We start from the raw sequence: 21,820 nt of genomic DNA, 5'->3' as shown, positions 1-21,820 counted from the left end.
CGGGGTAACGCTGACGACTCATGGCACCTCCTATTTGGGCCTCATTATGAGGCTTGGAGGTGTCTACGAAACCAGGGGCGATTCAGATAACCGTTTTTAATGGACTATAGTGGCCTGCCGAGCATGTCGGGCGGATTTCCAATCCATATCTTTGATAGTCGAAACACACTGACTATAGGTGATAATAGAGGCTAGATGATGAAAAAGGATGTGACGAACATGATCATGCCCGACGATCGGCTAATGCTGGAGGCTGTCGAGGCGACACCATCAGCTCAGGTAGCAGTTCGCCCGAGAAAGTGGAGCGTTATCGCGTCATTGCTGAGGGTTTTTCAGGCGATAGATGACTTCAACCTGCTGGCCCTCAGACATCCTTCAGAGCGCCATCATTAAAAATTGTATGGGGCAAGTCGGGCGCCATTTTATGCCCCTTAGACGCCTAGCCAGCAGGCACAAAAAAGCGCCCAATCCCTGTTTATGGGACTTGGGCGCTTTTTTTCGTTACTTATGTGTTGAGATTTTTATAACTAAAAATCTTGCCCGGAGGCAAGCGATTACTCTTTCTTTTTTATTAGGTCGATTAGTTTCTTGACATCGCCTATGCTCAACTTTTCTAAAGCTAGGAAAATTGGTGGCTTCTCTACGTGCTTGCCATCTAGGGTAGATGATGCGTTAAAGGCTATTGCATCAATGGCTTTGGCGATAAGTTCTTTTTGTAGCTCGTCGCCACTGACCTGGAGATCGCTTAGCTGCTTTTTGTAACTCTCATATGAGGCTGCAAATGCTTCTTTATGCGCATATTCTTGCTGGAGGCGCTCATACTGACTTCTCCGGGTAGCTGAAAATATCGCAAGCCAGACTACAGGCAGTACGATAGGCGACCGCATGAGGAGAGTTCGGAGTATTTCTTGCCAGTCACCGACTTTTATGAAGGTAATGCTTGGCGGCGACAGAGATAGTGAGTCGGTTACAAGGAAAATACCGCCAATAAGCAGTGCTGTCATGGACGAATAAAAAGCGACGGTATACCGCCGGATTGGTGTGCTGAAATAATCTTTCAAAGATTTATAGGCAGAGGCCAGTCCTGCGCTAGTGGCGCCTGGTAATAGGGCCTCAATCGAAGAGTATAGTGTTTGATGGCGATTTTTTTGCTCGAATTCAAAGTTGTTCAGTTGATGGAATCTTTGTTCAAGCTCCTGCTCAAGGCCACCTTCAGCTATCTCGTCGTCATCCCCTTTTTTTATTCCGAATATTTTGTTGTGGAACTTGGTTAAGTCATTATTTTGTTGGGTGTTTGAATCTAAAAGTTCGCTTAGTTCGCTGTTGATTTTTTGAACTTCTTGTTGGTTTTTTTTGATGTTCGCTAGGGTTGATTCTGGGCCGTCGAGTAGGGATGTTTTTAAGTCGCTTATTGCTTTGTGATGTTCAGTTATCTCTTTGATCGCGGATCGAATATATTCTTCGGCGGCTGAGAATTCTGAGTCACCTTCATACAGATATTTGTCAAATTCTTTGACTTTTAATTCAATATTTTTGAGATACTCCTGCTGTTGCCTGGATTTCTCAATAGTTTCATTTAGCTCGTTTGTAATATTTGTTATGTGCAGGTTGTAGTTGTCGGTGTGTTGTTTGAGTTTGTTTGAGTAAGCCGCTGTGGCGGCGCCATACGCCGGAAGTGCTTCTCGGGGAAGTACCATGTACGGTCGAATATAGGTGAGTAAGTTGTCTGCGTGCTCGTTGGCTTGTACTAAATTGCTGGCGGCCCTTGAGGTTAAGTAAGCGCTTACTTGGTTGAAGCACGCATGGCTTTGGTTGGCGCAGTTGTCTAACACTGATTTAGGGGTTAGTTCGGCGTCAATGGTTTTTATGATCTCGTCAATAAAGATTGCGACTTTATTTAAGCGTGCGAGCTCTTCTACTGTGGTGGTGACCGTTTTGTCATCAACATCGAGATTGTTTATGAGCGTCAGGAGGTCTGGCCATACACGCATGAAAGTGCTGGATTTAAACTGTTGAACCCATCTAGTCAATTCGGTGTCCGTCCTTTTCCATATTTCCAAGCGTTAACTTAGGCTTTAAATTTTGTCAGTTTTGAGAAGGCACTAGGGGCGTTATTTCCCGAGCTTGCGCTGAGTACGGTAGCTGCATGGTGCGTCAGAGCCTCTGAGCAACTACGTAAAGCAATCCATTGCGCAGGCACTAGTATAGCGAGGGATAGTGGCAAAATGATATTTTATGGGGAACGGGCGGATGGGGGGATTTGGGCCAACGTTGGCTCAGTCGGGGAATTGGATGGTACAAAATTGGTACATATGGAATGGGTCTGAGTTGAAGGCGCCGTGGATTAAAGGCTGCCGGTAAAGTAGCCCCAATCCATCATCGGTCATGTCAGTGACGAGCCATGCACGGGATCCTGCATAAGCGATGTGGTCATAGGGGTAGCATTGCTGGTATGCCGAACCGGCATTAGGGATGCGCAAGCCTCACGGACCAGTTTTCGGTCCAAGAGGTGCGTTTCTGAAGGAGACCGCGGGGGATTTGGCCCAGCAAACACTACGCTACAACCCCCGCCAACCCCCATGCCTTAGCGCATGGTGATGTTAGCGGTGGAGATCAAACGCTTATCCTGCGGAGTATGAAGAGGTGAGTGTAGGTGCCAGCCAATGACAGTCGACAGCTTGTGCAGCGCCCCAAATCCAAGGAGGAGCCGATCCATCCGTGCAGGTGGAGGCCATGTCTCGAACCACTTGCTCTGGCGTTCGCATGAACCATTAGCGACGAGCATTGCGCGATCGACCTTCAAATGCACGAATCAGATAGGCCTCAAGCGCTGAAGCCAAGTGGCTGTGCCGCGCCTCGAAGCCTATGGTGTGTATCGAGGTTATGGACTCCCAACGTGGGCGCAGCCTCAACCAGCCCGGGCCGCGCTCCTTGTCCAGGCGGTACACATGTGAGCTCAGTCGGCGTGATATCCCATGATCACAATACAATCCACCCCCTCGGCTGGCGCCCAGGCCGATGTACTCAAGATCGTCCCCGGCAAACAGCGCATAACAGCCTCCCAGCTGATAGTTCGGTACAGACCCCTTGAACTCCCGCCAGGCATGCCAGGCAGGCGGTTGAATGCCGAGCACGTCGGTGTTCCAGTGCATGCCAAAGAACTTTTCGGTTTCAGCTTCAAGCTGAGCCAGGGTGACTGGCTTTCGATCATTCATGCTCTTGATTCCTTTCAATCCGGTTGCGAGCCAAGCGTCGGCGTCCATCTTTGGCGTGCGGCCCCGGGCAGCAGTGTCGACGCTGGCGAAAACATGTGCAATCGCTGCGCTAGCCCGTGCAACCACAAAATGGAAAAACACCGAATCGACCCAAGTGGGGTAAGCCAAGGCTGCGGTACTTGTAAGCGAACGCTGTTTGTCCCCTCAAATCTTGATTTCTGATATGTCCGTGCTTTATTGGCTGATGTTTGTCGTCATTGACGATCAAACACTATTTGTCATTACCGAGCCAGGTGCTTGCACGTTCGCTTGAAGGCCTGGGCTCGCGCGTGTTGATAATCAGTTTGGTCAAGGAAATCAAAGGAATGAAACTTTCACCCGCAGCAAAAGGAATTGCACTGGCCCTGGTCGGTTTCTGTTCATCGATACCCGTGGTGCACGCCTGCACGCGGCTGGTTTTTCTTGGAGATAACCAACAGATCATAACGGCACGCTCAATGGACTGGGCGAAGGATGTGGAAACCAACCTGTGGGTGTTCCCCCAGGGCATGAAGCGCCACGGTGAGGCAGGCCCCAATTCGGTTACCTGGACGTCGAAGTACGGCAGTGTCATTGCGTCCGGCTACGATATTTCCACCACCGACGGCATCAACGAAGCCGGGTTGTCTGCAAACCTGCTGTGGCTGGTGGAATCAGAATATCCAGCACTCGAACAGGGCAAGCCAGGGCTCAGTATCTCGGCATGGGCTCAGTACGTATTGGATAACTTCAAGACCGTGGCTGAAGCGGTCGAGGCGCTCAAGGCCGAACCGTTTCATGTGGTGACATCCAAGGTTCCGAACGAAACCCGCCTGGCAACGCTGCACCTTTCAATGTCCGATGCGTCGGGCGATAGCGCAATTGTTGAGTATATCGATGGCAAGCAAGTCATTCACCACGACAGAAAATATCAAGTGATGACGAACTCGCCGAAGTTCGACGAGCAGTTGGAAATGTATGCTTATTGGCAAGGCATTGACGGAACACAGATGTTGCCTGGCACCAACCGCTCGCCTGATCGCTTTGCGCGTGCGTCCTTCTACGTAAATGCCGTGCCCAAGCATGAGGATGCGCGGCTGTCACTGGCCAGTGTATTCAGTGTGATTCGCAACGTCTCGGTGCCGTACGGCATTACAACGCCAGATCAGCCCAATATCTCATCCACGCGCTGGCGGACTGTGGCGGACCATAAACACAAGCAGTATTTTTTCGAGTCCGCAGTCACGCCCAATACGTTCTGGGTTGACCTGAAAAAGCTGGACCTCAGCCAGAAAACCGGCAAGGTGAAAAAGCTGGACCTGGGCCCGAACCAGGCAAACGTGTATGCCGGCGAAGTGTCCGCCCGCTTCGAAGAGTCAACACCGTTCAAATTCGAGGGGATTTGAATTGCACCAGCGACTTGATCCCTGACATTTACACTCAGGACGCAACAGCGCTCGCCTCGGCAATCATGAGGTCGAGCGCTTTTGTGTGCGTTGAACAAAAGGCGGCTCGGTCATCAGCCTATCTGTGACAACCCAAATCCCAGACAAAGAAAAGCCCGCGATGGGGGGGAGCGGGCTTAAAGGTTTCTACTAGGAGCTGGGTCAACCATAAGCCTTCGAATGTGAAAGGCTTGTGAAACTTACGGGATTGGTCTGAATGATTGCTATTTCACCGTGCAGGTCCAGCGGTGATTGTGCCGGTAGGGCGCGCGCATGAAGGTGATGTCCGAGACGCGGGTCAGGCCGCGTTTGCGCAGGGCGTCGGTCAGTTGTACGAGTGTCTCTGCTTCGATAGTCATTGCTGTTACCTCGTCAGATTTACTGCGTTCATAGGTCTGGACCGGGCGGGTGTCGGGCTAATTCAATTTTTTTGCCCGTGTATCGACGACCGCAAACAGGCCAGGCAAAAAAGATGAACCACCCACGCCGCCACGCGCTCACATGAACAGCGGTACCTCAAACGCAGTTCCCGAAAAACAGAACGAGGATTTCATGATGAATACCCTGTTGCGAAGCAGCGCTTTTGCGCTGGCGTTTACCCTGGCAGGCGCGGTACACGCGGCCCAGGACGCCGACGATTTCGTGGAAGACGCCTCGGCCAAAGGCATTGCCGAAGTGGAAGCCGGCAAGCTGGCCCAGGAGAAGGGCAGCGCCAGCGACGTGAAGGCCTTTGCCGACATGATGGTCAAGGACCACACCGCAGCCAACGAGAAGCTCAAGGCCATCGCTGCCAGCAAAAAGCTGGAAGTCTCGGATGATGCCATGCTGATGGACAAGGCCAAGGCGATGATTCTGGAGCTGCGTAGCGCCAAGTCGTTCGACCAGGCCTATGCCAACAACCAGGTCAAGGCGCACGAGGCCACCATCGAGCTGTTCGAGAACTATGTGAAGGACGGCACCGATGCCGAGCTCAAGGCGTTCGCCGAGAAAACCCTGCCCACGCTGAAAGAGCATCTGACCAAGGCCAGGGCACTTGCCAGCGCACACGGCGGTGATGCAGCCCAACCCTGAGCCAATGCCCGCTGGCCAGTGCGCAGGCGCTGGCCATTGGCAATGCAGTACGCACCGTTCCAGTCGTAGAGGAGAGGTGACGATGAACGACACGGACAAAAGGCAGGCGTTGCAGAACTGGCGACAGGCGTTGGTCCACGAGCATGCGTCACTGGACGCCGAGCAGCGTTACGACAAGGCGTTGATGGCCGCCGATGCACTCGAGGTGGCGGGCATCATCAGCAGTCGCGAGTGGCGCGAGCTGGTGAAGGAAGCCAATGCCTTTATCTTCCACTGAGCGGCGTTGCCAATGCCGGCAGTGCCTGGAGGTTAGCGTCATGAAACTGACCGCGTTGGCGTTGCTGGTCGCCAGCCTGTCGATGCTGCAAGGGTGCTTCAACGAGCCCGAGCATGTCGACAAGGATACCGATCGCAGCAAGTCTTCCCTGCAGATGCAAAAGCCCGACACGCCCCCTGCGGAGCCGGCGCCTCGGCAACCCCCCAACAACTAGCTTGAGCGAACGTGCGCCCCAGTCAGCCGAGGCTTGGGGCGCAGGGCTCAGAAGGTGGGCGGGGTGATCACCCAGATCACCACCGCATCCACTTCACCCGGGTTGCCGTACTTGTGCGGCTCCTGGCTGGAGAAGCTGAAGCTGTCGCCTTCGCCGAGTTCGAAATGGCGATCCCCCACCCACAGCTCGAAGCGGCCGGACAGCACGTACCCGGCTTCTTCGCCCTCATGGCTGTAGCTCTGCTGGCTGTAGGTGCCTGGCGGAAAACGCGAGTGGAGCATCTCCAGTTCGCGGTTGGGTTGCGGGGTGAGCAACTGGTCGACGATGCCGTCTTCGTAATGCACGCTCAGTCGGCTCTGCCGGCGCACCACGTAGCCGCTGTCCTCGGGGGCGGTGACCGCCTCGCTGGCGAAGAACCACTGGATGGTCACGCCCAGGCTGCGGGCGATATTGAACAGTGCCGGTATCGAGGGGTACGACAGGTTGCGTTCCAGCTGGCTGATATAGCCGGCGGTCAGCTCGCTCTGTTGCGCAAGCTCGGTCAGGGTCATGCCGCGACGCTTGCGAAGCCCGCGAATGCGCGTGCCCAGAAAGTGCGGCGCGGCGCTGCCGTCCTCGGCGGTGGGCGGCAGCTTGCTGTTGTTGCTCATGGCGTTATCCGATCAGCCCTGCAAAGGCCCGGAGTATAAACAGCCTCACAGGCTCGCGGCGACTTTAAGACCCTCATAGATGGCTTCCTCGGCGGTACGCGCCGCCAGGCAATCGCCAATGCGGTGTACTGGGGCCAGGTCCTGGATCTCGCCGGCCAGGGTGTCGACCGGGTGATGGCCGTGGCACAGCACCAGGGTGTCGATGCCTTCGAAGATCATCGCCTCGCCGCTGGCGGTGTGCTGCAGGTAGACGCTGCTGTCGTCGCAGCCATACAGCCGCGCATAGGGCGTGATCGGGATGCCCAGCTTGTGCAGCTCGCCGGCCATCTGGTCACGCACATACAGCGGCAGGCTCTCGCCACAGTGGGTACCGTTGACCGCCAGTTGCACCTGATGCCCGGCGCGGGTCAGGCGTTCGGCGATGCCCGGCCCGATCCAGTCGCAGCGCCAGTCCATCACCATCACCGAGCGACCGACCTGTACCTGCTCGCGCAGCACCTGCCAGGCGTCGACCACCTGCAACTCGCCGCCGCGCTCGAAAGCCGGCCAGTAGGGCGCGGCACCGGTGGCAACGATCACGGCATCCGGCTGCTCGCGCTCGACCAGCGCGCGGTCGACCCGGGTATTGCGCACCACCTCCACGCCGGCCAACTGCATCTCGCGTTGCAAGTTGGTGCTGGCACCGCCGAATTCGCTGCGCCGTGGCAGCAGTTGCGCCAGCAGCACCTGGCCACCCAGTTGGGCGGCCGCCTCATACAGGGTGACCTGATGACCACGGGCCGCCGCTACCGCGGCAGCCTTCATGCCGGCCGGGCCGCCGCCCACCACCATCACCTTCTTGCGCAGTGTGGCAGGCTGCAGTTGGCCGAACTGCCGCTCGCGCCCGGTCTCCGGATGCTGGATGCACGAAATCGGCAGGCCCTTGTGGAAGTGCCCGATACAGGCCTGGTTGCAGGCGATGCAGGCACGCACGTCTTCGGCCCGGCCGCTGTCGGTCTTGTTCGGCATCTGCGGGTCGCAGATCAGCGCGCGGGTCATGCCACACACGTCGGCCTGGCCGCGGGCAAGTATCAGCTCGGCCTCCTGGGGCTGGTTGATGCGCCCGGTAACGAACAGCGGAATGTCCAGGCTGGCCTTGAAGGTGCCCGCCTCGCGGGCCAGATAGGCGGCCTCGATGGCCATCGGCGGCACGATATGCACCGCGCCGCCCAGGGACGCCGAGGTGCCGGCCACAATATGCACATAGTCCAGTTGCCCTTGCAGGGCCTTCACCGCGCCGAGCGATTCATCTTCGCTCAGGCCCTCGGCGTCGCGTTCATCGGCGCTGATGCGCAGGCCGATAATGAAGTGTTCGTCGGTGCTGGCACGCACCGCGGCGATGACCTCGCGCACAAAGCGCAAACGATGTTCAAGGTCGCCGTTGTAGCCGTCGCTACGCCGGTTGACCCGTGGGTTGATGAACTGGGCGGGCAGGTACCCGTGGCTGGCCACCACCTCCACGCCGTCCACGCCCGCCTGATGCAGGCGCCGCGCCGCCGCGGCATAGCCGGCCACGATCTCGTCGATCATGCCTTGGTCAAGCTCGCGCGGCATCACCCGGAACCGTTCGTTGGGCACCGCCGAGGCCGAGTAGGCCACCGCCAGCAAGCCGTCGCTGGACTCCATGATCTCGCGCCCCGGGTGAAAGATCTGCGACAGCACCACGGTGCCGTGGGCATGGCAGGTCTCGGCCAGCCGGCGATACCCCTCGATGCAGGCGTCATCGGTGGCCATCAGCACGTGGGAGGTGTAGCGGGCGCTGTCGTGTACCCCGGCCACCTGCAGCACGATCAGCCCCACACCACCTTCGGCCCGGGCCTGGTGATAGGCAATCAGCTGTTCGTTGACCAGGTTGTCGGTGGGCATCGAGGTGTCGTGGCCGCTGGACATGATGCGGTTCTTGAGGCGCTTGCCACGGATCTGCAACGGGGTGAACAGGTGCGCGAAGGCGGTCGACATGGTGGTCAGGCTCCAGCGGGGGTGTTGTTATTATTTTTCTATGAAAGTGTACCGACAGTAAAAAATCAACTTGTTTTTTTACTTGGGTTTGATTAGCGTCGAGTCACCCCAGTGCAGGGGCTTACCTCACAAAAACAAGAAAGTGGACCACGCCGGCGCCAGGCCGAGTGGTACCCGCAGGAGGATCCATCGATGAAAGCGTTCCCGCGTAAACCAGGCCTGTATGCAGTGCTGCTTGCCCTGGGCCTGGGCAGTGCCCAGGCAGCTCCGCAGATGGTCGTGGTGGGTTATGGCGGTGCCGGGCAGAAGGCCCAGGACGTGGCGTTCTTCCAGCCGTTCAGTGCCCAGGACAAGAGCAAGCTGATCCAGAGCGAGTACAACGGTGAAACGGCCCGCATCAAGGTGATGGTCGACACTGGCAATGTGGACTGGGATGTGGTGCAGATCGAAGGGCCTGACTTGATGCGCGGGTGCGACGAAGGCATGTACGAACCCCTCGACTGGAAGCAGCTGGGGCATGCCGACGAGCTGATCCCGGACGCTGCCCTGGCGTGCGGCTCGGCGGCGCTGGTGTGGAGCGTGGCGATCGCCTATGACCGCGACAAACTGGCCCAGGCGCCCACCTCCTGGGCCGACTTCTGGGACGTGAACAAATACCCGGGCAAGCGCGGCCTGAGGAAGCGTGCGGTGTACAACCTGGAGTTCGCACTGCTGGCCGACGGCGTCAAGGTCGAGGACGTCTACAAGGTACTGGCCACCCCCGAGGGCGTGGACCGCGCCTTTGCCAAGCTGAGCGAGCTCAAGCCCAACATCCAGTGGTGGGAGGCAGGCGCCCAGCCGGCGCAGTGGCTGACGGCGGGTGACGTGGTGATGACCTCCACCTACAGCGGGCGCATCGCCAGTGCCGCGCAGGCCGGTGCGCCGTTGGCGGTGGTATGGCCCGGCAGCCTGTACGGCATGGACTACTGGGCCATCATCAAGGGCTCCAAACATGTCGACCAGGCCAAGCGGCTGATCGCCTACACCAACGACCCGGCAGCGCAGGTGCGCTATGTACAGCAGATTCCCTACGGCCCGACCAACACCCAGGCCGCGGCAAAGCTGGACCCGTCGCTGGCCAGCTGGGTGCCGACCTCGCCGCAGAACCTTCAAGGGGCGCTGTCGATGAACGTCGAGTTCTGGGTCGATCATGGTGACGAACTGGAGGAGCGGTTCAACGCCTGGGCTACCAAGTAGCCGTTGCAGCCCGTCTCCTGCACCGTTCTGCAGGAGCGGGCTCAGCTGTGAAGGGGCGCGCGGCGCCCCTTCAAAGTCTGGTTAAATACGCGCTTACCAGAACCGCCGGCGAGCCCGTTCCATGCACGATGACGACGATATCCACGAACCCGAGCACGACCACCTGCTCGACTACGAATTTCACGATCAATACATTGCCCCCGAGCCAGAGGCGGGCGGTATGGATGAGGATGACGAGGACGATGATGCCTGGGGTCTGCTCGACGATGACGATGACCAGCCCGAAGACCCATAGCCCTGCCGGCTTCACCATTCGTCGCGTGTGCTGCACCCTGGCCCCGGCCTGACCTCCAACTGACAGGGCCCGGATGTTCCGGGCCTTTGCTGGCGAGGTGTTCCATGACTGACCAAGTGACTGCCCAAGCCCAAGACCCCACCCAACCGACGACGGCTCCCGAAGACGTCGATCCGCTGGCACGCCCACCGGTGTTCACGCCAGATCGTCCCGAGGACTGGAAAGACCCGGCCAGCGGTGATGGCGTGCCCGATGACGAAGACATGCCGCTGCCCAATGATTGAGCGCAGGGGCGTCTGCCAGGGGGCTGGGGGGATCGCTGGCAGACACCCGGATGCCTGGCCCCATTCGACGACGTGGAGGTATTGATGACCGGTAATCAGCACAAACCAGAAGGACCGCATTCATCCGAGCACGCCTCTGAACGGGACACGCTGGACTTTGATCCCGATTCGCCAGACCTGGATGACCCGCAGGTGGATCCGGTAGGCCCGGCCAAGGCGCCCAAGGGCGGGCCAGAACCACGCAAGCCACCGCTTCTTGGCGAGTAGCCGCAAACAAGGGCCCGGCGCAATGCCGGGCCTTTTTTGCAATCAGCCGTGCAATCAGCCGCCGGCTGCCTTGGCCGCGGTCACACCCGCCGCACTGAGCTTGATCGGGTAACGCACTGACGGTTCATCGTCGGCCCCAACGGTGACCGCACCGTCCTGGATCAACCCCTTGTCCTGCAGTTGCTTGAGCGTCTCGGCCACCGCCTTTTCGCCTTCGAAGTTGTCCAGCACTTCCTTGCCCAACCCGTTCGGGTGGGCGTGGTACAGCCGGGTGAGTACTTCGTTTTGCAGTGTTTGATTGGTCATTGCCTGCCTCGCAGTGTTCATGGGTATGAAGGGCGTTGCACAGCTTCCGACAGGCCAGGGCGGCAGGGATTCCACCGGATGTCGCGAGGGGGCGACCGGTTGCGTTACAGCAGGTTGCGGGGTGGGGGCGGGCAGCAGGGCCCTGAAACAGAACTGCCCCGGGCAACGCCGCGGGGCAGTGGGTCAAGCGCTACGCCGGGGCGTCAGGGCTTGTTGTTGAGCTTGCGCAGTTCTTCGTAGGTGGCCGACTGGACGAACCAGAAGCCGGAAACGATACACCAGGTCAGCGTACCGACAATCAATGTGCCCAGGCCAGCCAGGAAGCTCTGGCTGAACATGAACAGGCCGGAAATCCAGATGACGGCCAGTGCCACGTACAGCACCACGTTGTTGACGCTGATAACAAAATCTTTCACGAGTAATCCTTCCCGAGTCATTGTCCACTGTCGCACGAACGGCGTGCGACAGGCCGCTATCATATTGATATTGCGACAACAATTCCATCGGAACGGGCGATGCGCCTGCCTGTCAGCGGCTAGCGAAAACGCGGCAGCGGTCGGTCCAGGGTGAGGGAGGTCAGGGTCTTCTTCACCAGCACCTCGTCGGCTTCGACGGCCTTGAGGGTGTCGCGGATCTTGCCCGCCACCGGTACATCGCCCTGGCGGTCGATCCAGTCGGCGATCTCCTTGCAGGCCACGGCCAGGCGGTCCTGACGGTGGTTGATCAGGGTCAGCAGGGTGGTGATCTCTTTGTCGGACATGGCGCATTCCTCCCTTCGGCGAATTAAATGTAGCAGTGCGCCGGCAGTTGGCCCCCCCAGCCTCAATCGGGTTTGCCGCGCACGATGCGCCCGTCCTTGACCTCGTCGGCATAGGCCTTGAGCTTGTCCGAGTCCCGGTACAGGCGGTTCATCAGGTGCAGCACCGCCACCACGTCGACGTCCTTGATGCGCTCGGCCAGCTTGCTGATTTCACCGGCGGTACGCTCCAGGTCGGTGGCGACCAGCTTCAGGTCACGTTTGAGTTCTGCGGAGGACTTCTTGATACCCATGGATACCTCGGATGGGCTGATTGCGTTCAAATGGGTGCATTCTAGCAGGCGACACCATCGGCAACAGAAGAGGGGAGGCACAGCATGAGCGCCAGGGTGCAGGTACGGGCCAACCGTCGTGGTCGCGATATCGCGGTGGGCGATATCCATGGGCACTTCCAGCGCCTGCAGCAGGCACTGGATGCCGTCGGGTTCGATCCGGCCATCGATCGGCTTTTCAGCGTGGGCGACCTGGTCGACCGTGGGCCCGACAGCGAACAGGCGCTGGCATGGCTCGATCAACCCTGGTTTCACGCGGTGCAAGGCAATCATGAAGCGTTGGCCATTGCCCACGTGCGGGGCCACTGGCTGGACCAGGCGATGTACCGCGCCAGTGGTGGCGGCTGGTTTCTTGACCTGGATGCGCAGGCCCAGGCCCGCTTTGTGGCCGCCTTCGAACAGATGCCCCTGGCGCTGGAGCTGCAAACCCCTGAAGGCCTGGTCGGCCTGCTGCACGCCGACTGCCCGTTCGCGCATTGGCAGACACTGTGCGAGCACCTGGCAGGCGAACCTTCAGCCGATGTTCAGGAGGTGTGCCAATGGTCGCGACGACGCTTGCAGCAGGGCGACACTGGCGAGGTTCAGGGCTTGCGTGCGCTGATCGTCGGGCACACCACGCTGCGCGAGGTAAAGGTGCTGGGCAATGTCTGGCACCTCGATACCGGCGGCTGGGCAAGCGGACACTTCAGCCTGCTTGATCTTGCCAGCCTTGAGTTACTGCAGACGCCTAGATGAACCACCACGGGTCACCGTTGGGCTTGGTGGGGGTTCGCCTGAGCTGGCGTATCGATACCCATGCCAACGCGACGCCAACCAGCAGCATCAGGCCACTGAACACCATCTTGAACAGGATCGCGGCATGAAACGCGTCGGGGTTGTCACGCAGCGTATGGGTCACGTGGTGGACTGGCCGGATACGGTTGCTGACCATATTGGTCACGCTGCCCGCCTGCAGGTCTTGCAGGTTCAGCAGGGCCATCGCCAGGGCACCCACAATCAACAGGAAGCCAGCCATCAGCAAGACCATCATATGGCCGCTGCCCACGCTGTTCTGGCGCATGGTCGCCTCCTGGCAGATTTCGAGAAGCGCGCGATCATACATGACTTGACGCTGGCCGGCAGGGCATTTGAAACTCGTTGCCCCAGCCACCGGAGCCCCTCATGGACCTGACCACCCTCGCGTTATTCATCCCGGCCTGTTTCGCCCTGAACATGGCCCCTGGCCCCAACAACCTGCTGTCGCTGAACAACGCCAGCCGCTACGGCCTGCGCACGGCCTGCCTGGCTGGCGCCGGCCGCCTGCTGGCGTTTGCCGGCATGATCGTACTGGCCGCCATGGGCCTGGCGGTGGTGCTGCATACCAGTGAATACCTGTTCCTGCTGGTCAAGGTGCTGGGCGCCGGCTACCTGTTCTACATCGCCTGGCAGTTGTGGCGCGCACCGGTCGGCGAGGCCGCGCAGGTCGGTGCACGCGGCGTGGGCACCCTGCGCCTGGCGCGCCAGGAGTTCCTGGTGGCGGCGGGCAACCCCAAGGCCATCCTGATCTTCACCGCGTTCCTGCCCCAGTTCGTCAGTGTGACAAGCGCCACGCCGGTGGCCGAGCAGTTCGCCGTGCTGGGGGCGATGTTCCTGGTACTGGAGTGGCTGGCCATCGCCATCTACGGCTGGCTGGGGGCGTACATGCAGCGCTGGTTCAACCAGCCTGCACCGCGTCGGCTGTTCAACCGGGTCAGCGCATCGTTGCTGGGCCTGGCGGGGTTCGGCCTGCTCGCCGCACGCCGGGCCTGAGCTCTACCAGCGGATGCGCAGCCCCAGGGTGCCGCCAATCGATTCCTGCTGGCGGCTGTCAAGGTTGGCGCTGTAGGTCACTGCGCCGTACATCGCCACGGCGGGGCTCAGCCGGGCGCTCAGGCCGGCGCCCACGTCCATCCAGGTGGCGGCCTGATCAGTCCTGATCGGCTCGCCCCCGTCGAACCGCAGGGTGTCGCGCCCGCCACTGCTGCGCCATACATTGCTGCGCAGGTAGGGCTCCAGCGGCACGCTGCCGGCCAGATAGGTGCCCTTGATTCGTGCGCCAACGCGCCCGGTCCAGTTGGTCTGGCTGTCCTGGGTGACCGTTGAAATGCCATCGCTGCGTGTATCGAAGTCGACCTTGCGGGCGATCACCTGCCCCTGGGGCTCGACCACCCAGCGCGCGCTCAATGCCAGCGGATAGCCGGCCTCCACGGAGGCCGCCAGGGCATGCCCATCCAGATCGAGCTTCACGCCGCGATCGGAACGGGCGCGGCCGTCCAGATCGGTGTACTGCAGCACCGTGTCCACGTACCACTGCCCGGGGCCGATCAGCGTCCAGTAGGCGCCGACACTGTCGCCATCGAGGCGAACATCGCCCACTGCATTGTCCTCGAAACCCAGCGCGAAGCCTTTGACATCGCCATCGAGCCGGCTATGGCTGACATACACCCCGGCGTGCTGGCGATAACCGTCGTCGGTGTGCGTCGCATACAGGTCATGGCCCACCTCGAAACCGCTCAGGTTGCCGTCCAGGCTTGGCGACACCGTGCCGGACCACTGCTGGCGCAGGTGCTCGCCAAAGGTGCGGGCCCACCCGGCGGCCACCGGGCCTTGTTCGTCGAGCAGGCGTTGCTCGCCCTGGCGCTGGTGGAAGGTGCCCAGGGTCGACAGGCTGATGATGGCCGCGGCGCGGCTGGCCACCGCGTACACCGGCACTTCGGCGCGGTACAGCACGATGGCCTGCCCGGCGACCGGGGTGGGCAGTGGCGGGGTACCCGGTGCGGCCACGGGCGCCGGCACCACCGGTGGCGGTGGCTGGCCGGGCAGGGGCGGCGCCGATACCGGGGGCGCGACCACGCTCGAGCGCAGGTACCAGCTGTTCTCGCTGCCAGCGCTGACCCCGCCCTTGAACAGGTAGTACTGGTAGGCCCCGGCCGACAAGGGCTGGCCAAGGCTGAACGCCGTGCTGGTGCTGGTGGTGCCAGGGCCGGCCTCGACCACCTGGATGCCGTCGGCCGCTGTCAGCGCGCCGCTGCCGCCCAGGTTGTTGACCTGCAGGGCAGTGCTGCCGGCCAGCGAGCCCTGGTTGACCACCAGCCGGTCGGAGGCGGCGCCGTCGCCTTCGAGCACGCTGTCGACCTTGAGCACGCCGTTGCTGCCTGCGTAGTTGCCGTCGAGGGTCAGGCGGCCCAGTGCATTGGCGCCGCTGCTGAGGTCGATGAGCCCGGCGTTGTTCACGCTCACCGATGTGCCGCCGGCAAACGCCGTCACCTGGCCGGTGCGCGCCACCAGCTGGCTGGTGGCATCGATCAGCAAGGTGCCGGTACCCGTGCCCTGGTCTCCAAGAACCAGGTGGTCATCCAGGTTGAAGACCGAGGCGTTGGTCAGGGCCATGCGCTCCCAACCGGTATAGCGCGCGCCCAGGCTGCTGCGGGTATGGTCCAGTACCAGGCTGTCGCTGCCCAGGCCGCCGTCCACCTGGCGCACCAGCCCCACGCGGCTTTCGTCGAGGTTGGCCAGCAGCGCCTGGTCGCTGCCGTCGCCCATCAGCACCGCACCGCGCACGATGCCGTCGTCGCGCCAGGTGAAGCTGTCGTCGCCGAAGCTGAGCAGTACATTGCCCACCACCTCGCCACCGCTGATGGTCACACTGTCGTCGCCGCCGCTGACGCTGATGTTGCCGCCGATGCGTCCGCCACTGACGATGACCGTGTCGCGGTCAAAGCCTGTGACCAGGTTGGCGTCGATGATGCCGCCGGACATGTCGAACAGGTTGCGGTCCAGCTTCATGTCGACGCGCCCGATGCGCCCGCCGCTCATGTAGGCCACATCGCCATCTTCGAAGGCGCCGATGATGCGTCCGCCGCTCATCTGGAACAGGTCGCGGCCGTTGCCCTGCTGCAAGGCCTGCAACTGCCCGCCGGTCATGATGAAGGTGTCGATGCCCGCGCCCTGATCGAGCACGCCGGTGATGATACCCGACGCCATTTCGACGCGGTCGGCGCCGGGGCCGAAGGTCACGCTGCCGGCGAGGGTGCCGCTGCCCCTGGCCGGCAGTATCAGCGTGTTGTCACCGCCAGGGTCGACAAGGGAGGTGCCAATGCCGCTGTCGCAGACATAACGATCGTTGCCGCCGGTAGGGGCGAAGGTGCAGTCCGCCTGACTTGTCAGGGCCCACGGGCCCAGCAACGGCAGGCACGCCAGGGCAACGCGGCTGGGCGGGCTCATTTCGTCCTCCTTGGGCTAGCGATCGGCCCAAGCGATACAGGGCTGCGACGGCGGTCGCAACTGGCAGAAATGATAGGTGGTCATCGGAAATGTGCACATTGGCGCAAAAACGCCTGACCGATGGCACGCCTGTCGATCAGGGCAGAGGGCTCAATCGCGGTAGAACACCTGCACCAGGTGGTAGCCGAATTTGCTCTTGATCGGGCCGTGTACCACCCGCAACGGCTTCTTGAAAATCACCTGGTCGATGGCGCCCACCATCTGTCCCGGGCGTACTTCGCCCAGGTCGCCGCCGCGTTTGCCCGACGGGCAGGTGGAGTACTTTTTCGCCAGCACATCGAAGGCTTCGCCCTTGGCGATGCGCTGCTTGAGCTGTTCGGCCTCTTCGGCGGTCTTGACCAGGATGTGACGGGCCTGTGCTTTCATGTTGCCTCTGTTACGGGTAAAACCGGCGATTATGCCTGATTCGGGGCAGGGCGGCTTGGCGCGCCGTGCCCCGAACCCACGCCTTGGCGGGTTACTCCACCGTGGCGCGTTTCACGTCGCTGGAAGCCGACCAGATGCGATAGCGCACTTCCACGTCCTTGGGGGTGTAGACCACCACCGGCAACTTGCTGTTGTAGCGCAGCAGGAAACCATTGCCGACCACCGGCACGAAGGCGTCGGTCTTCTTGTTGTCGGGGCAGCCCATCAGGGTAGAGACAGGGCCCATCACCTTGTCCAGCCGGTAGTAGCTATAGCCCCAGCCTTCGAGGGTCTTTTCTTCGAGGTTGCCACCCAGGCGCTGCAGGTTGCAGTCCACCTTGAGGGTCTTGCCGGCCAGTACCTCGACCTTGAATGCCGACTCGTCTTTCTGCTCGGGCAGGTGGATCACCTGGCGCACAAAGCCGTTTTCGGCTTCGGGATAAGGGGCCACATCCTTGAGGCTGGCTGCGAGAACAGGGGCGCTGAAAGCCAGGGGCAGCATGAACAGGGCGGTCAGGGAAAGCGGTCGCATAAAAGCTCCTTGCGGTTTGAAAATGACAGTCGTAGCCGGCCAGCGGTACCTGCGCCCCAGGCCGATGGCTACTGGGCCAGCCAGCCGCCATCGATGTTCCAGGCGGCGCCGCGTACCTGGCTGCCGGCTTCGCTACACAGAAACAATACCAGCTCGCCCAGGTGTTGCGGTGTGACGAAGGCGTGCGAGGGCTGCTTTTCGGCCAGCAGGTCCTGCTGGGCCTGCTGCGGGTCGACCCCGCTGGCGATGCGATCGTCGATCTGCTTCTGTACCAGCGGGGTGAGCACCCAGCCGGGGCAGATGGCGTTGCAGGTCACGTTGCTGGTGGCGGTCTCCAGGCCCACCACCTTGGTCAGCCCGACCACCCCGTGCTTGGCCGCCACATAGGCGGCCTTGCCTACCGAGCCGACCTGCCCGTGCACCGAGGCGATGTTGATCACCCGCCCCCAGTTGCGCTGGCGCATGCCGGGCAGTGCCAGGCGGGTGCTGTGAAACACCGCCGAAAGGTTGAGCGCAATGATCGCGTCCCAGCGTTCCACCGGGAACGCCTCCACCGGGGCGACATGCTGGATGCCGGCATTGTTGACCAGGATATCGACCCCGCCGAACTCGCGTTCGGCATAGGCAAACAGGTCGTTCAGTTGCTCCACGCTGCCAAGGTCTGCCGCGTGGTGCCCCACCCGGGTGCCATGCCGGCCCACCTCGGCAAGCGCTGCACTGGCGTCGCCGAAGCCGTTGAGAATCACATCGGCGCCAGCGCCGGCCAATGCCTGGGCGATACCCAGGCCGATGCCACTGGTGGAACCGGTAACCAGTGCGACTTTTCCTGCAAGGCTCATGGAAGTCTCCTTAGACAATGCCTGTAGCGTAGAAGGTAGCGATCACCACGAAGACTGCCAGCGTCTTGATCAGGGTGATGCCGAAGATGTCCTTGTAGGCTTCGCGGTGGGTCAGACCGGTCACCGCCAGCAGGGTGATCACCGCGCCGTTGTGCGGCAGGGTGTCCATGCCGCCGCTGGCCATCGCGGCCACTCGGTGCAGCACCTCCAGCGGAATGTTCGCCGCGTGCGCCGCACTGATGAAACTGTCGGCCATGGCCGCCAGCGCAATGCTCATGCCGCCGGATGCCGAGCCGGTGATGCCGGCCAGCAGGGTCACGGTGATGGCTTCGTTGACCAGCGGGTTGGGAATGTTGCGCAGCGCATCGGCCAATACCAGAAAGCCTGGCAGCGACGCGATCACCGCGCCGAAACCGTATTCCGACGCCGTGTTCATCGCCGCCAGCAGGGCACCATTGACCGCGCTCTTGCTGCCCTCTGCCAGGCGCGTGCGGATGGCGCCGAAGGCGCTGACCAGCACCAGCAGGATGCCCAGCAGCAGGGCGGCCTCGACTGCCCAGATGGCCGTCAGCTTGGCGATTTCGGTCTGTACCGGGGCGCTCATGCCGGGCAGGCTCAGGCTGTGGGTCTTGCCGTACCACGCCGGGATCCAGTGGGTGAACAGCAGGTTCATCACCCCCACCAGCAGCAGTGGCGACAACGCCAGCAGCGGGTGCGGCAGGGTCAGGTCGGCGGCGGTTTCGGGCTCGTTGCGCAAGTCGCTGCCGTAGCCTTCACCGGCGCGCTGCGCCTTGTTGCGCTGGCGCTGCAGGTACAGCATCCCGGTGCAGAACACGAACAGCGTACCGATCACGCCAAGCCAAGGCGCGGCCCAGGCGGTGGTGTTGAAGAAGGTGCTGGGGATGATGTTCTGGATCTGCGGGGTGCCCGGCAGGGCGTCCATGGTGAACGAGAACGCACCCAGGGCAATGGTGGCTGGTATCAGACGTTTGGGGATATCGCTCTGGCGAAACATCTCGGCGGCGAACGGGTACACCGCGAACACCACCACGAACAGCGACACGCCGCCATAGGTGAGCAGCGCGCACACCAGTACGATCACCAGCATGGCCTGGCGTGTGCCTAGCAGGCGAATGGCGGCAGCCACGATCGAGCGCGAGAAACCCGAGAGCTCGATCAGCTTGCCGAACACGGCGCCGAGCAGGAATACCGGGAAATAGAGCTTGATGAACCCGACCATCTTTTCCATGAACACCCCGGTGAAGGCGGGCGCGACGGCGGAAGGGTCGGTAAGCAGCATCGCGCCGAGGGCGGCGATGGGGGCAAAAAGAATCACGCTGTAGCCACGGTAGGCCGCCAGCATCAGCAGCGCCAGGGCTGCCAGGGCAATGATCACACTCATCGAGTGTCTCCTTGGGTGCATCTTGTTTTTGTTGGGATGCAGCCCTTAGCGAAGACCGTGCCATGTTAATAAACTATTGATTTGTAAGGATAAATATTAATTCCAGTGGAATTTATCGAATGATTGTCTCTGGTTTGAGACTGGCGGTGGCGTGCGTGCGCTTGCAGCGCATGGGGATCTGCACACGGGGTCTGCATGACACCCCGTGCACTCTGGTTCTACGACCGCTTCGCGCTCGTTCGCCGGCAAGGCCGGCTCCTACGCCTCTGGCCGCCAGGCCGTAGGAGCGGGCCTTGCCCGCGATCTGGTGCGCAGCGCCAGTAAAACCTGTACATGCGGTCTGCCTGATACATCGCGCAGTCAGGGTCTACGACCGCTTCGCGCCCTTTCGCCGGCAAGGCCGGCTCCTACGTCTCTGGTCGCTAGGCCGTAGGAGCGGGCCTTGCCCCGCGATCTGGTGCGCAGCGCCAGTAAACCTGCACATGCGATCTGCCTGATACACCGCGCAAACAGGTCTATGACCGCGTTGTGCCGATTCATCAGCAAGGCCGTCTCCAGGTTGAGATGCCAGTCTCTCTATTGAGACTTGATCCCCAGAGCCGCCAGCTTCTTGTACAGCGTCGAACGCCCCAACCCCAACTCACGCGCGGCCTGCGGCACATTCCCGGCGCAGCGGGCGAGGGCGTTTTCCAGCAACTGGCGCTCGAATGCTTCGCACGCCTGCCTGTAGTCGGTTATGGGGTCGGTGTCGACTGTAAGGGGCGTCAACGGGCCCAATGCCGATTGCACCTGGGCGGCAGTCAGTTGCTGCTGGTCAGCCATCAGCGTGGCCCGCTCCAACACGTTGCGCAGCTCGCGAATGTTGCCCGGCCAGGCATGTCGGGCCAGCAGCGCCTGTGCCGGTGCCTGCAGCTCATGGCGGCTGCCCAGCTCCTCCAGAATCGCCTCGCTCAACGCCGGCAGGTCATCGAGCCGGGCACGCAATGGCGGCACCTCGATCGGCAGCACGTTCAGGCGGTAATACAGGTCGGCGCGAAACTCCCCGCGGGCCATCGCTGCCGAAAGGTCGCGCGAAGTGGCAGCAATCACCCGCACATCGCTCTGCAGCATCTGGTTGGAACCCACCGGCTCGTATTCCTTTTCCTGCAGCACGCGCAGCAGTTTGCTCTGCAGCGCCAGCGGCATGTCGCCGATCTCATCGAGAAACAGCGTGCCGCCTTCGGCCACCTGCAGCTTGCCCGGCCGGCCCTTGCGGTCGGCGCCGGTGAACGCACCCGGCGCGGTGCCGAAGAATTCGGCCTCCAGCAGATCGTGCGGGATAGCGGCGCTGTTGATGCTGACAAACGGCTTGTGGGCGCGGGGCGAGGCGGCGTGGATGGCATGGGCGAGCAACTCCTTGCCCGTGCCGGTCTCACCCAGTAGCAGCACCGGCGAATCGCTGCTGGCCCCACGCCGCGCGCGGCGTTTGACCTCAAGGCTTGCGGCGCTGGTACCGATGAACTGCGCAAAGCTGTACTTGGCCTGGCGCGCACGCAGCAGCGAGCGGGTCGAGGCCAGTTCCTGCTGCATGCTGGCATAGCGCTTGAGCAGCGGCGAAAGGCTGTGCAACTCATCGAACAGCGCAAAGCCGATGGCGCCCATCACCGCGCCCTCGGCATCGTGGATCGGCAGGCGCATCACCACCAGCGGCTCCTTGGGCGTGTCGAGCATGTCCAGCAGAATCGGCCGGCCCTGGGTGATCACGTCGCGCATCTGGCTGCCGGGGATCACGCTTTCACACGGCTGACCAATCGCAGCACTGGCGTCCTCCAGGCCAAAGCGCCGTGCGTAGCGCTGGTTCATCCACACGATTCGTGCATCGCGATCGACGATGATCGTGCCCTCGCTGGATTGCTCGATGATCTCGAACAGCGAGCGGATCGCCAGTTGGCGCACGCGCTGGTAGTCCTTGAGGCTGTCACTGTCTTGCATGGGC

Annotated in this window: 27 protein-coding genes; 11 read left to right on the top strand and 16 right to left on the bottom strand. The window is 61.4% G+C overall.

Going from position 1 to position 21,820, the window contains the following annotated elements; genetic code table 11:
- The first annotated feature begins 198 nt into the window (after window positions 1–198).
- On the top strand, window positions 199–393 hold the full coding sequence (locus NJH59_RS09400; protein WP_253086704.1) for a hypothetical protein: 195 nt from the start codon (window positions 199–201) through the stop codon (window positions 391–393).
- Window positions 394–554: 161 nt separating this feature from the next.
- Here the strand turns inward: NJH59_RS09400 and NJH59_RS09395 are convergent, their stop codons facing one another.
- Both NJH59_RS09395 and NJH59_RS09390 read right to left on the bottom strand, forming a co-directional pair.
- Window positions 555–2,030, bottom strand: coding sequence for a hypothetical protein (locus tag NJH59_RS09395; protein ID WP_253086703.1), 1,476 nt, complete (start codon window positions 2,028–2,030; stop codon window positions 555–557).
- Window positions 2,031–2,771: 741 nt separating this feature from the next.
- Entirely contained in the window at window positions 2,772–3,215 is a 444-nt protein-coding gene (locus NJH59_RS09390) for a hypothetical protein (RefSeq protein WP_253086702.1), read from the bottom strand.
- A gap of 365 nt (window positions 3,216–3,580) precedes the next feature.
- Here NJH59_RS09390 and NJH59_RS09385 point away from each other — a divergent pair, with 365 nt between their 5' ends.
- Window positions 3,581–4,639 carry a linear amide C-N hydrolase gene (locus NJH59_RS09385; RefSeq protein WP_253086701.1) on the top strand — a complete coding sequence of 353 codons (1,059 nt, stop codon included), beginning with the start codon at window positions 3,581–3,583 and terminating at the stop codon, window positions 4,637–4,639.
- Window positions 4,640–4,902: 263 nt separating this feature from the next.
- Here NJH59_RS09385 and NJH59_RS25495 read toward each other — a convergent pair whose 3' ends face one another.
- Complete coding sequence (locus NJH59_RS25495) at window positions 4,903–5,037, bottom strand: hypothetical protein (protein WP_255001044.1); 135 nt, start codon at window positions 5,035–5,037, stop codon at window positions 4,903–4,905.
- A 196-nt stretch (window positions 5,038–5,233) separates the two neighbouring features.
- Here NJH59_RS25495 and NJH59_RS09380 point away from each other — a divergent pair, with 196 nt between their 5' ends.
- The 3 genes from NJH59_RS09380 (at window position 5,234) to NJH59_RS09370 (ending at window position 6,240) form a co-directional block, all read left to right on the top strand.
- Window positions 5,234–5,749: a DUF4142 domain-containing protein gene (locus NJH59_RS09380; RefSeq protein WP_043861503.1), complete on the top strand. Its 516-nt coding sequence runs from the start codon at window positions 5,234–5,236 to the stop codon at window positions 5,747–5,749.
- A gap of 82 nt (window positions 5,750–5,831) precedes the next feature.
- The gene (locus NJH59_RS09375; protein WP_054914550.1) at window positions 5,832–6,026 is read left to right on the top strand and encodes a hypothetical protein; all 195 of its coding nucleotides are present in this window, start codon (window positions 5,832–5,834) and stop codon (window positions 6,024–6,026) included.
- A gap of 40 nt (window positions 6,027–6,066) precedes the next feature.
- Complete coding sequence (locus NJH59_RS09370) at window positions 6,067–6,240, top strand: hypothetical protein (protein WP_167400191.1); 174 nt, start codon at window positions 6,067–6,069, stop codon at window positions 6,238–6,240.
- Window positions 6,241–6,287: 47 nt separating this feature from the next.
- Here NJH59_RS09370 and NJH59_RS09365 read toward each other — a convergent pair whose 3' ends face one another.
- Together NJH59_RS09365 and NJH59_RS09360 are read right to left on the bottom strand one after the other, a co-directional pair.
- Window positions 6,288–6,890: a cupin domain-containing protein gene (locus tag NJH59_RS09365; protein WP_043861479.1), complete on the bottom strand. Its 603-nt coding sequence runs from the start codon at window positions 6,888–6,890 to the stop codon at window positions 6,288–6,290.
- Between the two features lie 45 nt (window positions 6,891–6,935).
- Window positions 6,936–8,888, bottom strand: a complete 1,953-nt coding sequence (locus NJH59_RS09360) for an FAD-dependent oxidoreductase (protein WP_253086700.1) — start codon at window positions 8,886–8,888, stop codon at window positions 6,936–6,938.
- Between the two features lie 192 nt (window positions 8,889–9,080).
- Here NJH59_RS09360 and NJH59_RS09355 point away from each other — a divergent pair, with 192 nt between their 5' ends.
- From NJH59_RS09355 to NJH59_RS09340, 4 genes are all read left to right on the top strand, one after another.
- A complete protein-coding gene (locus NJH59_RS09355) occupies window positions 9,081–10,124 on the top strand; it encodes an ABC transporter substrate-binding protein (protein ID WP_253086699.1) in 1,044 nt (347 codons plus the stop codon).
- Between the two features lie 121 nt (window positions 10,125–10,245).
- Window positions 10,246–10,419, top strand: coding sequence for a hypothetical protein (locus tag NJH59_RS09350; protein ID WP_253086698.1), 174 nt, complete (start codon window positions 10,246–10,248; stop codon window positions 10,417–10,419).
- A gap of 104 nt (window positions 10,420–10,523) precedes the next feature.
- Window positions 10,524–10,703, top strand: a complete 180-nt coding sequence (locus tag NJH59_RS09345) for a hypothetical protein (RefSeq protein WP_080922870.1) — start codon at window positions 10,524–10,526, stop codon at window positions 10,701–10,703.
- A gap of 84 nt (window positions 10,704–10,787) precedes the next feature.
- A complete protein-coding gene (locus NJH59_RS09340; protein WP_078480403.1) occupies window positions 10,788–10,970 on the top strand; it encodes a DUF6021 family protein in 183 nt (60 codons plus the stop codon).
- Between the two features lie 54 nt (window positions 10,971–11,024).
- Here the strand turns inward: NJH59_RS09340 and NJH59_RS09335 are convergent, their stop codons facing one another.
- The 4 genes from NJH59_RS09335 to NJH59_RS09320 form a co-directional block, all read right to left on the bottom strand.
- Window positions 11,025–11,276, bottom strand: a complete 252-nt coding sequence (locus NJH59_RS09335; RefSeq protein ID WP_043861483.1) for a hypothetical protein — start codon at window positions 11,274–11,276, stop codon at window positions 11,025–11,027.
- 203 nt (window positions 11,277–11,479) lie between these two features.
- Entirely contained in the window at window positions 11,480–11,692 is a 213-nt protein-coding gene (locus NJH59_RS09330) for a hypothetical protein (protein WP_043861484.1), read from the bottom strand.
- 119 nt (window positions 11,693–11,811) lie between these two features.
- A complete protein-coding gene (locus NJH59_RS09325; protein ID WP_043861485.1) occupies window positions 11,812–12,036 on the bottom strand; it encodes a hypothetical protein in 225 nt (74 codons plus the stop codon).
- A 62-nt stretch (window positions 12,037–12,098) separates the two neighbouring features.
- Window positions 12,099–12,326: a hypothetical protein gene (locus tag NJH59_RS09320; RefSeq protein WP_043861486.1), complete on the bottom strand. Its 228-nt coding sequence runs from the start codon at window positions 12,324–12,326 to the stop codon at window positions 12,099–12,101.
- A gap of 84 nt (window positions 12,327–12,410) precedes the next feature.
- On the opposite strand from NJH59_RS09320, the gene NJH59_RS09315 reads away from it, so the two are divergent.
- Window positions 12,411–13,100, top strand: coding sequence for a metallophosphoesterase (locus NJH59_RS09315; RefSeq protein ID WP_253086697.1), 690 nt, complete (start codon window positions 12,411–12,413; stop codon window positions 13,098–13,100).
- Here NJH59_RS09315 and NJH59_RS09310 read toward each other — a convergent pair.
- Window positions 13,093–13,425: a hypothetical protein gene (locus tag NJH59_RS09310; protein WP_253086696.1), complete on the bottom strand. Its 333-nt coding sequence runs from the start codon at window positions 13,423–13,425 to the stop codon at window positions 13,093–13,095. The genes NJH59_RS09315 and NJH59_RS09310 overlap by 8 nt on opposite strands.
- A gap of 101 nt (window positions 13,426–13,526) precedes the next feature.
- Between NJH59_RS09310 and NJH59_RS09305 the strand changes: the two genes are divergently transcribed.
- A complete protein-coding gene (locus NJH59_RS09305; RefSeq protein WP_043861489.1) occupies window positions 13,527–14,153 on the top strand; it encodes a LysE family translocator in 627 nt (208 codons plus the stop codon).
- A gap of 3 nt (window positions 14,154–14,156) precedes the next feature.
- Here NJH59_RS09305 and NJH59_RS09300 read toward each other — a convergent pair whose 3' ends face one another.
- The 6 genes from NJH59_RS09300 to NJH59_RS09275 all read right to left on the bottom strand — a co-directional run bounded on the left by NJH59_RS09300 (window position 14,157) and on the right by NJH59_RS09275 (window position 21,816).
- Window positions 14,157–16,607, bottom strand: a complete 2,451-nt coding sequence (locus NJH59_RS09300) for an autotransporter outer membrane beta-barrel domain-containing protein (RefSeq protein ID WP_253086695.1) — start codon at window positions 16,605–16,607, stop codon at window positions 14,157–14,159.
- A gap of 150 nt (window positions 16,608–16,757) precedes the next feature.
- Window positions 16,758–17,033 (bottom strand): peptidylprolyl isomerase, encoded by a 276-nt coding sequence (locus tag NJH59_RS09295; RefSeq protein ID WP_038611202.1) that lies wholly within the window; start codon window positions 17,031–17,033, stop codon window positions 16,758–16,760.
- Window positions 17,034–17,124: 91 nt separating this feature from the next.
- Window positions 17,125–17,604: a serine protease inhibitor ecotin gene (gene eco / locus NJH59_RS09290; RefSeq protein WP_253086694.1), complete on the bottom strand. Its 480-nt coding sequence runs from the start codon at window positions 17,602–17,604 to the stop codon at window positions 17,125–17,127.
- A gap of 68 nt (window positions 17,605–17,672) precedes the next feature.
- Window positions 17,673–18,443: a 3-hydroxybutyrate dehydrogenase gene (gene hbdH, locus NJH59_RS09285; protein ID WP_043861492.1), complete on the bottom strand. Its 771-nt coding sequence runs from the start codon at window positions 18,441–18,443 to the stop codon at window positions 17,673–17,675.
- A 10-nt stretch (window positions 18,444–18,453) separates the two neighbouring features.
- On the bottom strand, window positions 18,454–19,845 hold the full coding sequence (locus NJH59_RS09280) for a GntP family permease (RefSeq protein ID WP_123752667.1): 1,392 nt from the start codon (window positions 19,843–19,845) through the stop codon (window positions 18,454–18,456).
- Window positions 19,846–20,421: 576 nt separating this feature from the next.
- Window positions 20,422–21,816, bottom strand: coding sequence for a sigma 54-interacting transcriptional regulator (locus NJH59_RS09275; protein WP_058540164.1), 1,395 nt, complete (start codon window positions 21,814–21,816; stop codon window positions 20,422–20,424).
- Window positions 21,817–21,820 lie beyond the last annotated feature (4 nt).

This window comes from Pseudomonas sp. VE 267-6A, assembly GCF_024126555.1.
GTDB classification, from domain to species: Bacteria; Pseudomonadota; Gammaproteobacteria; order Pseudomonadales; family Pseudomonadaceae; genus Aquipseudomonas; species Aquipseudomonas palmensis.
Note: the sequence above shows the minus strand (reverse complement) of the source record. Positions and strands in the feature narration are given on the sequence as shown.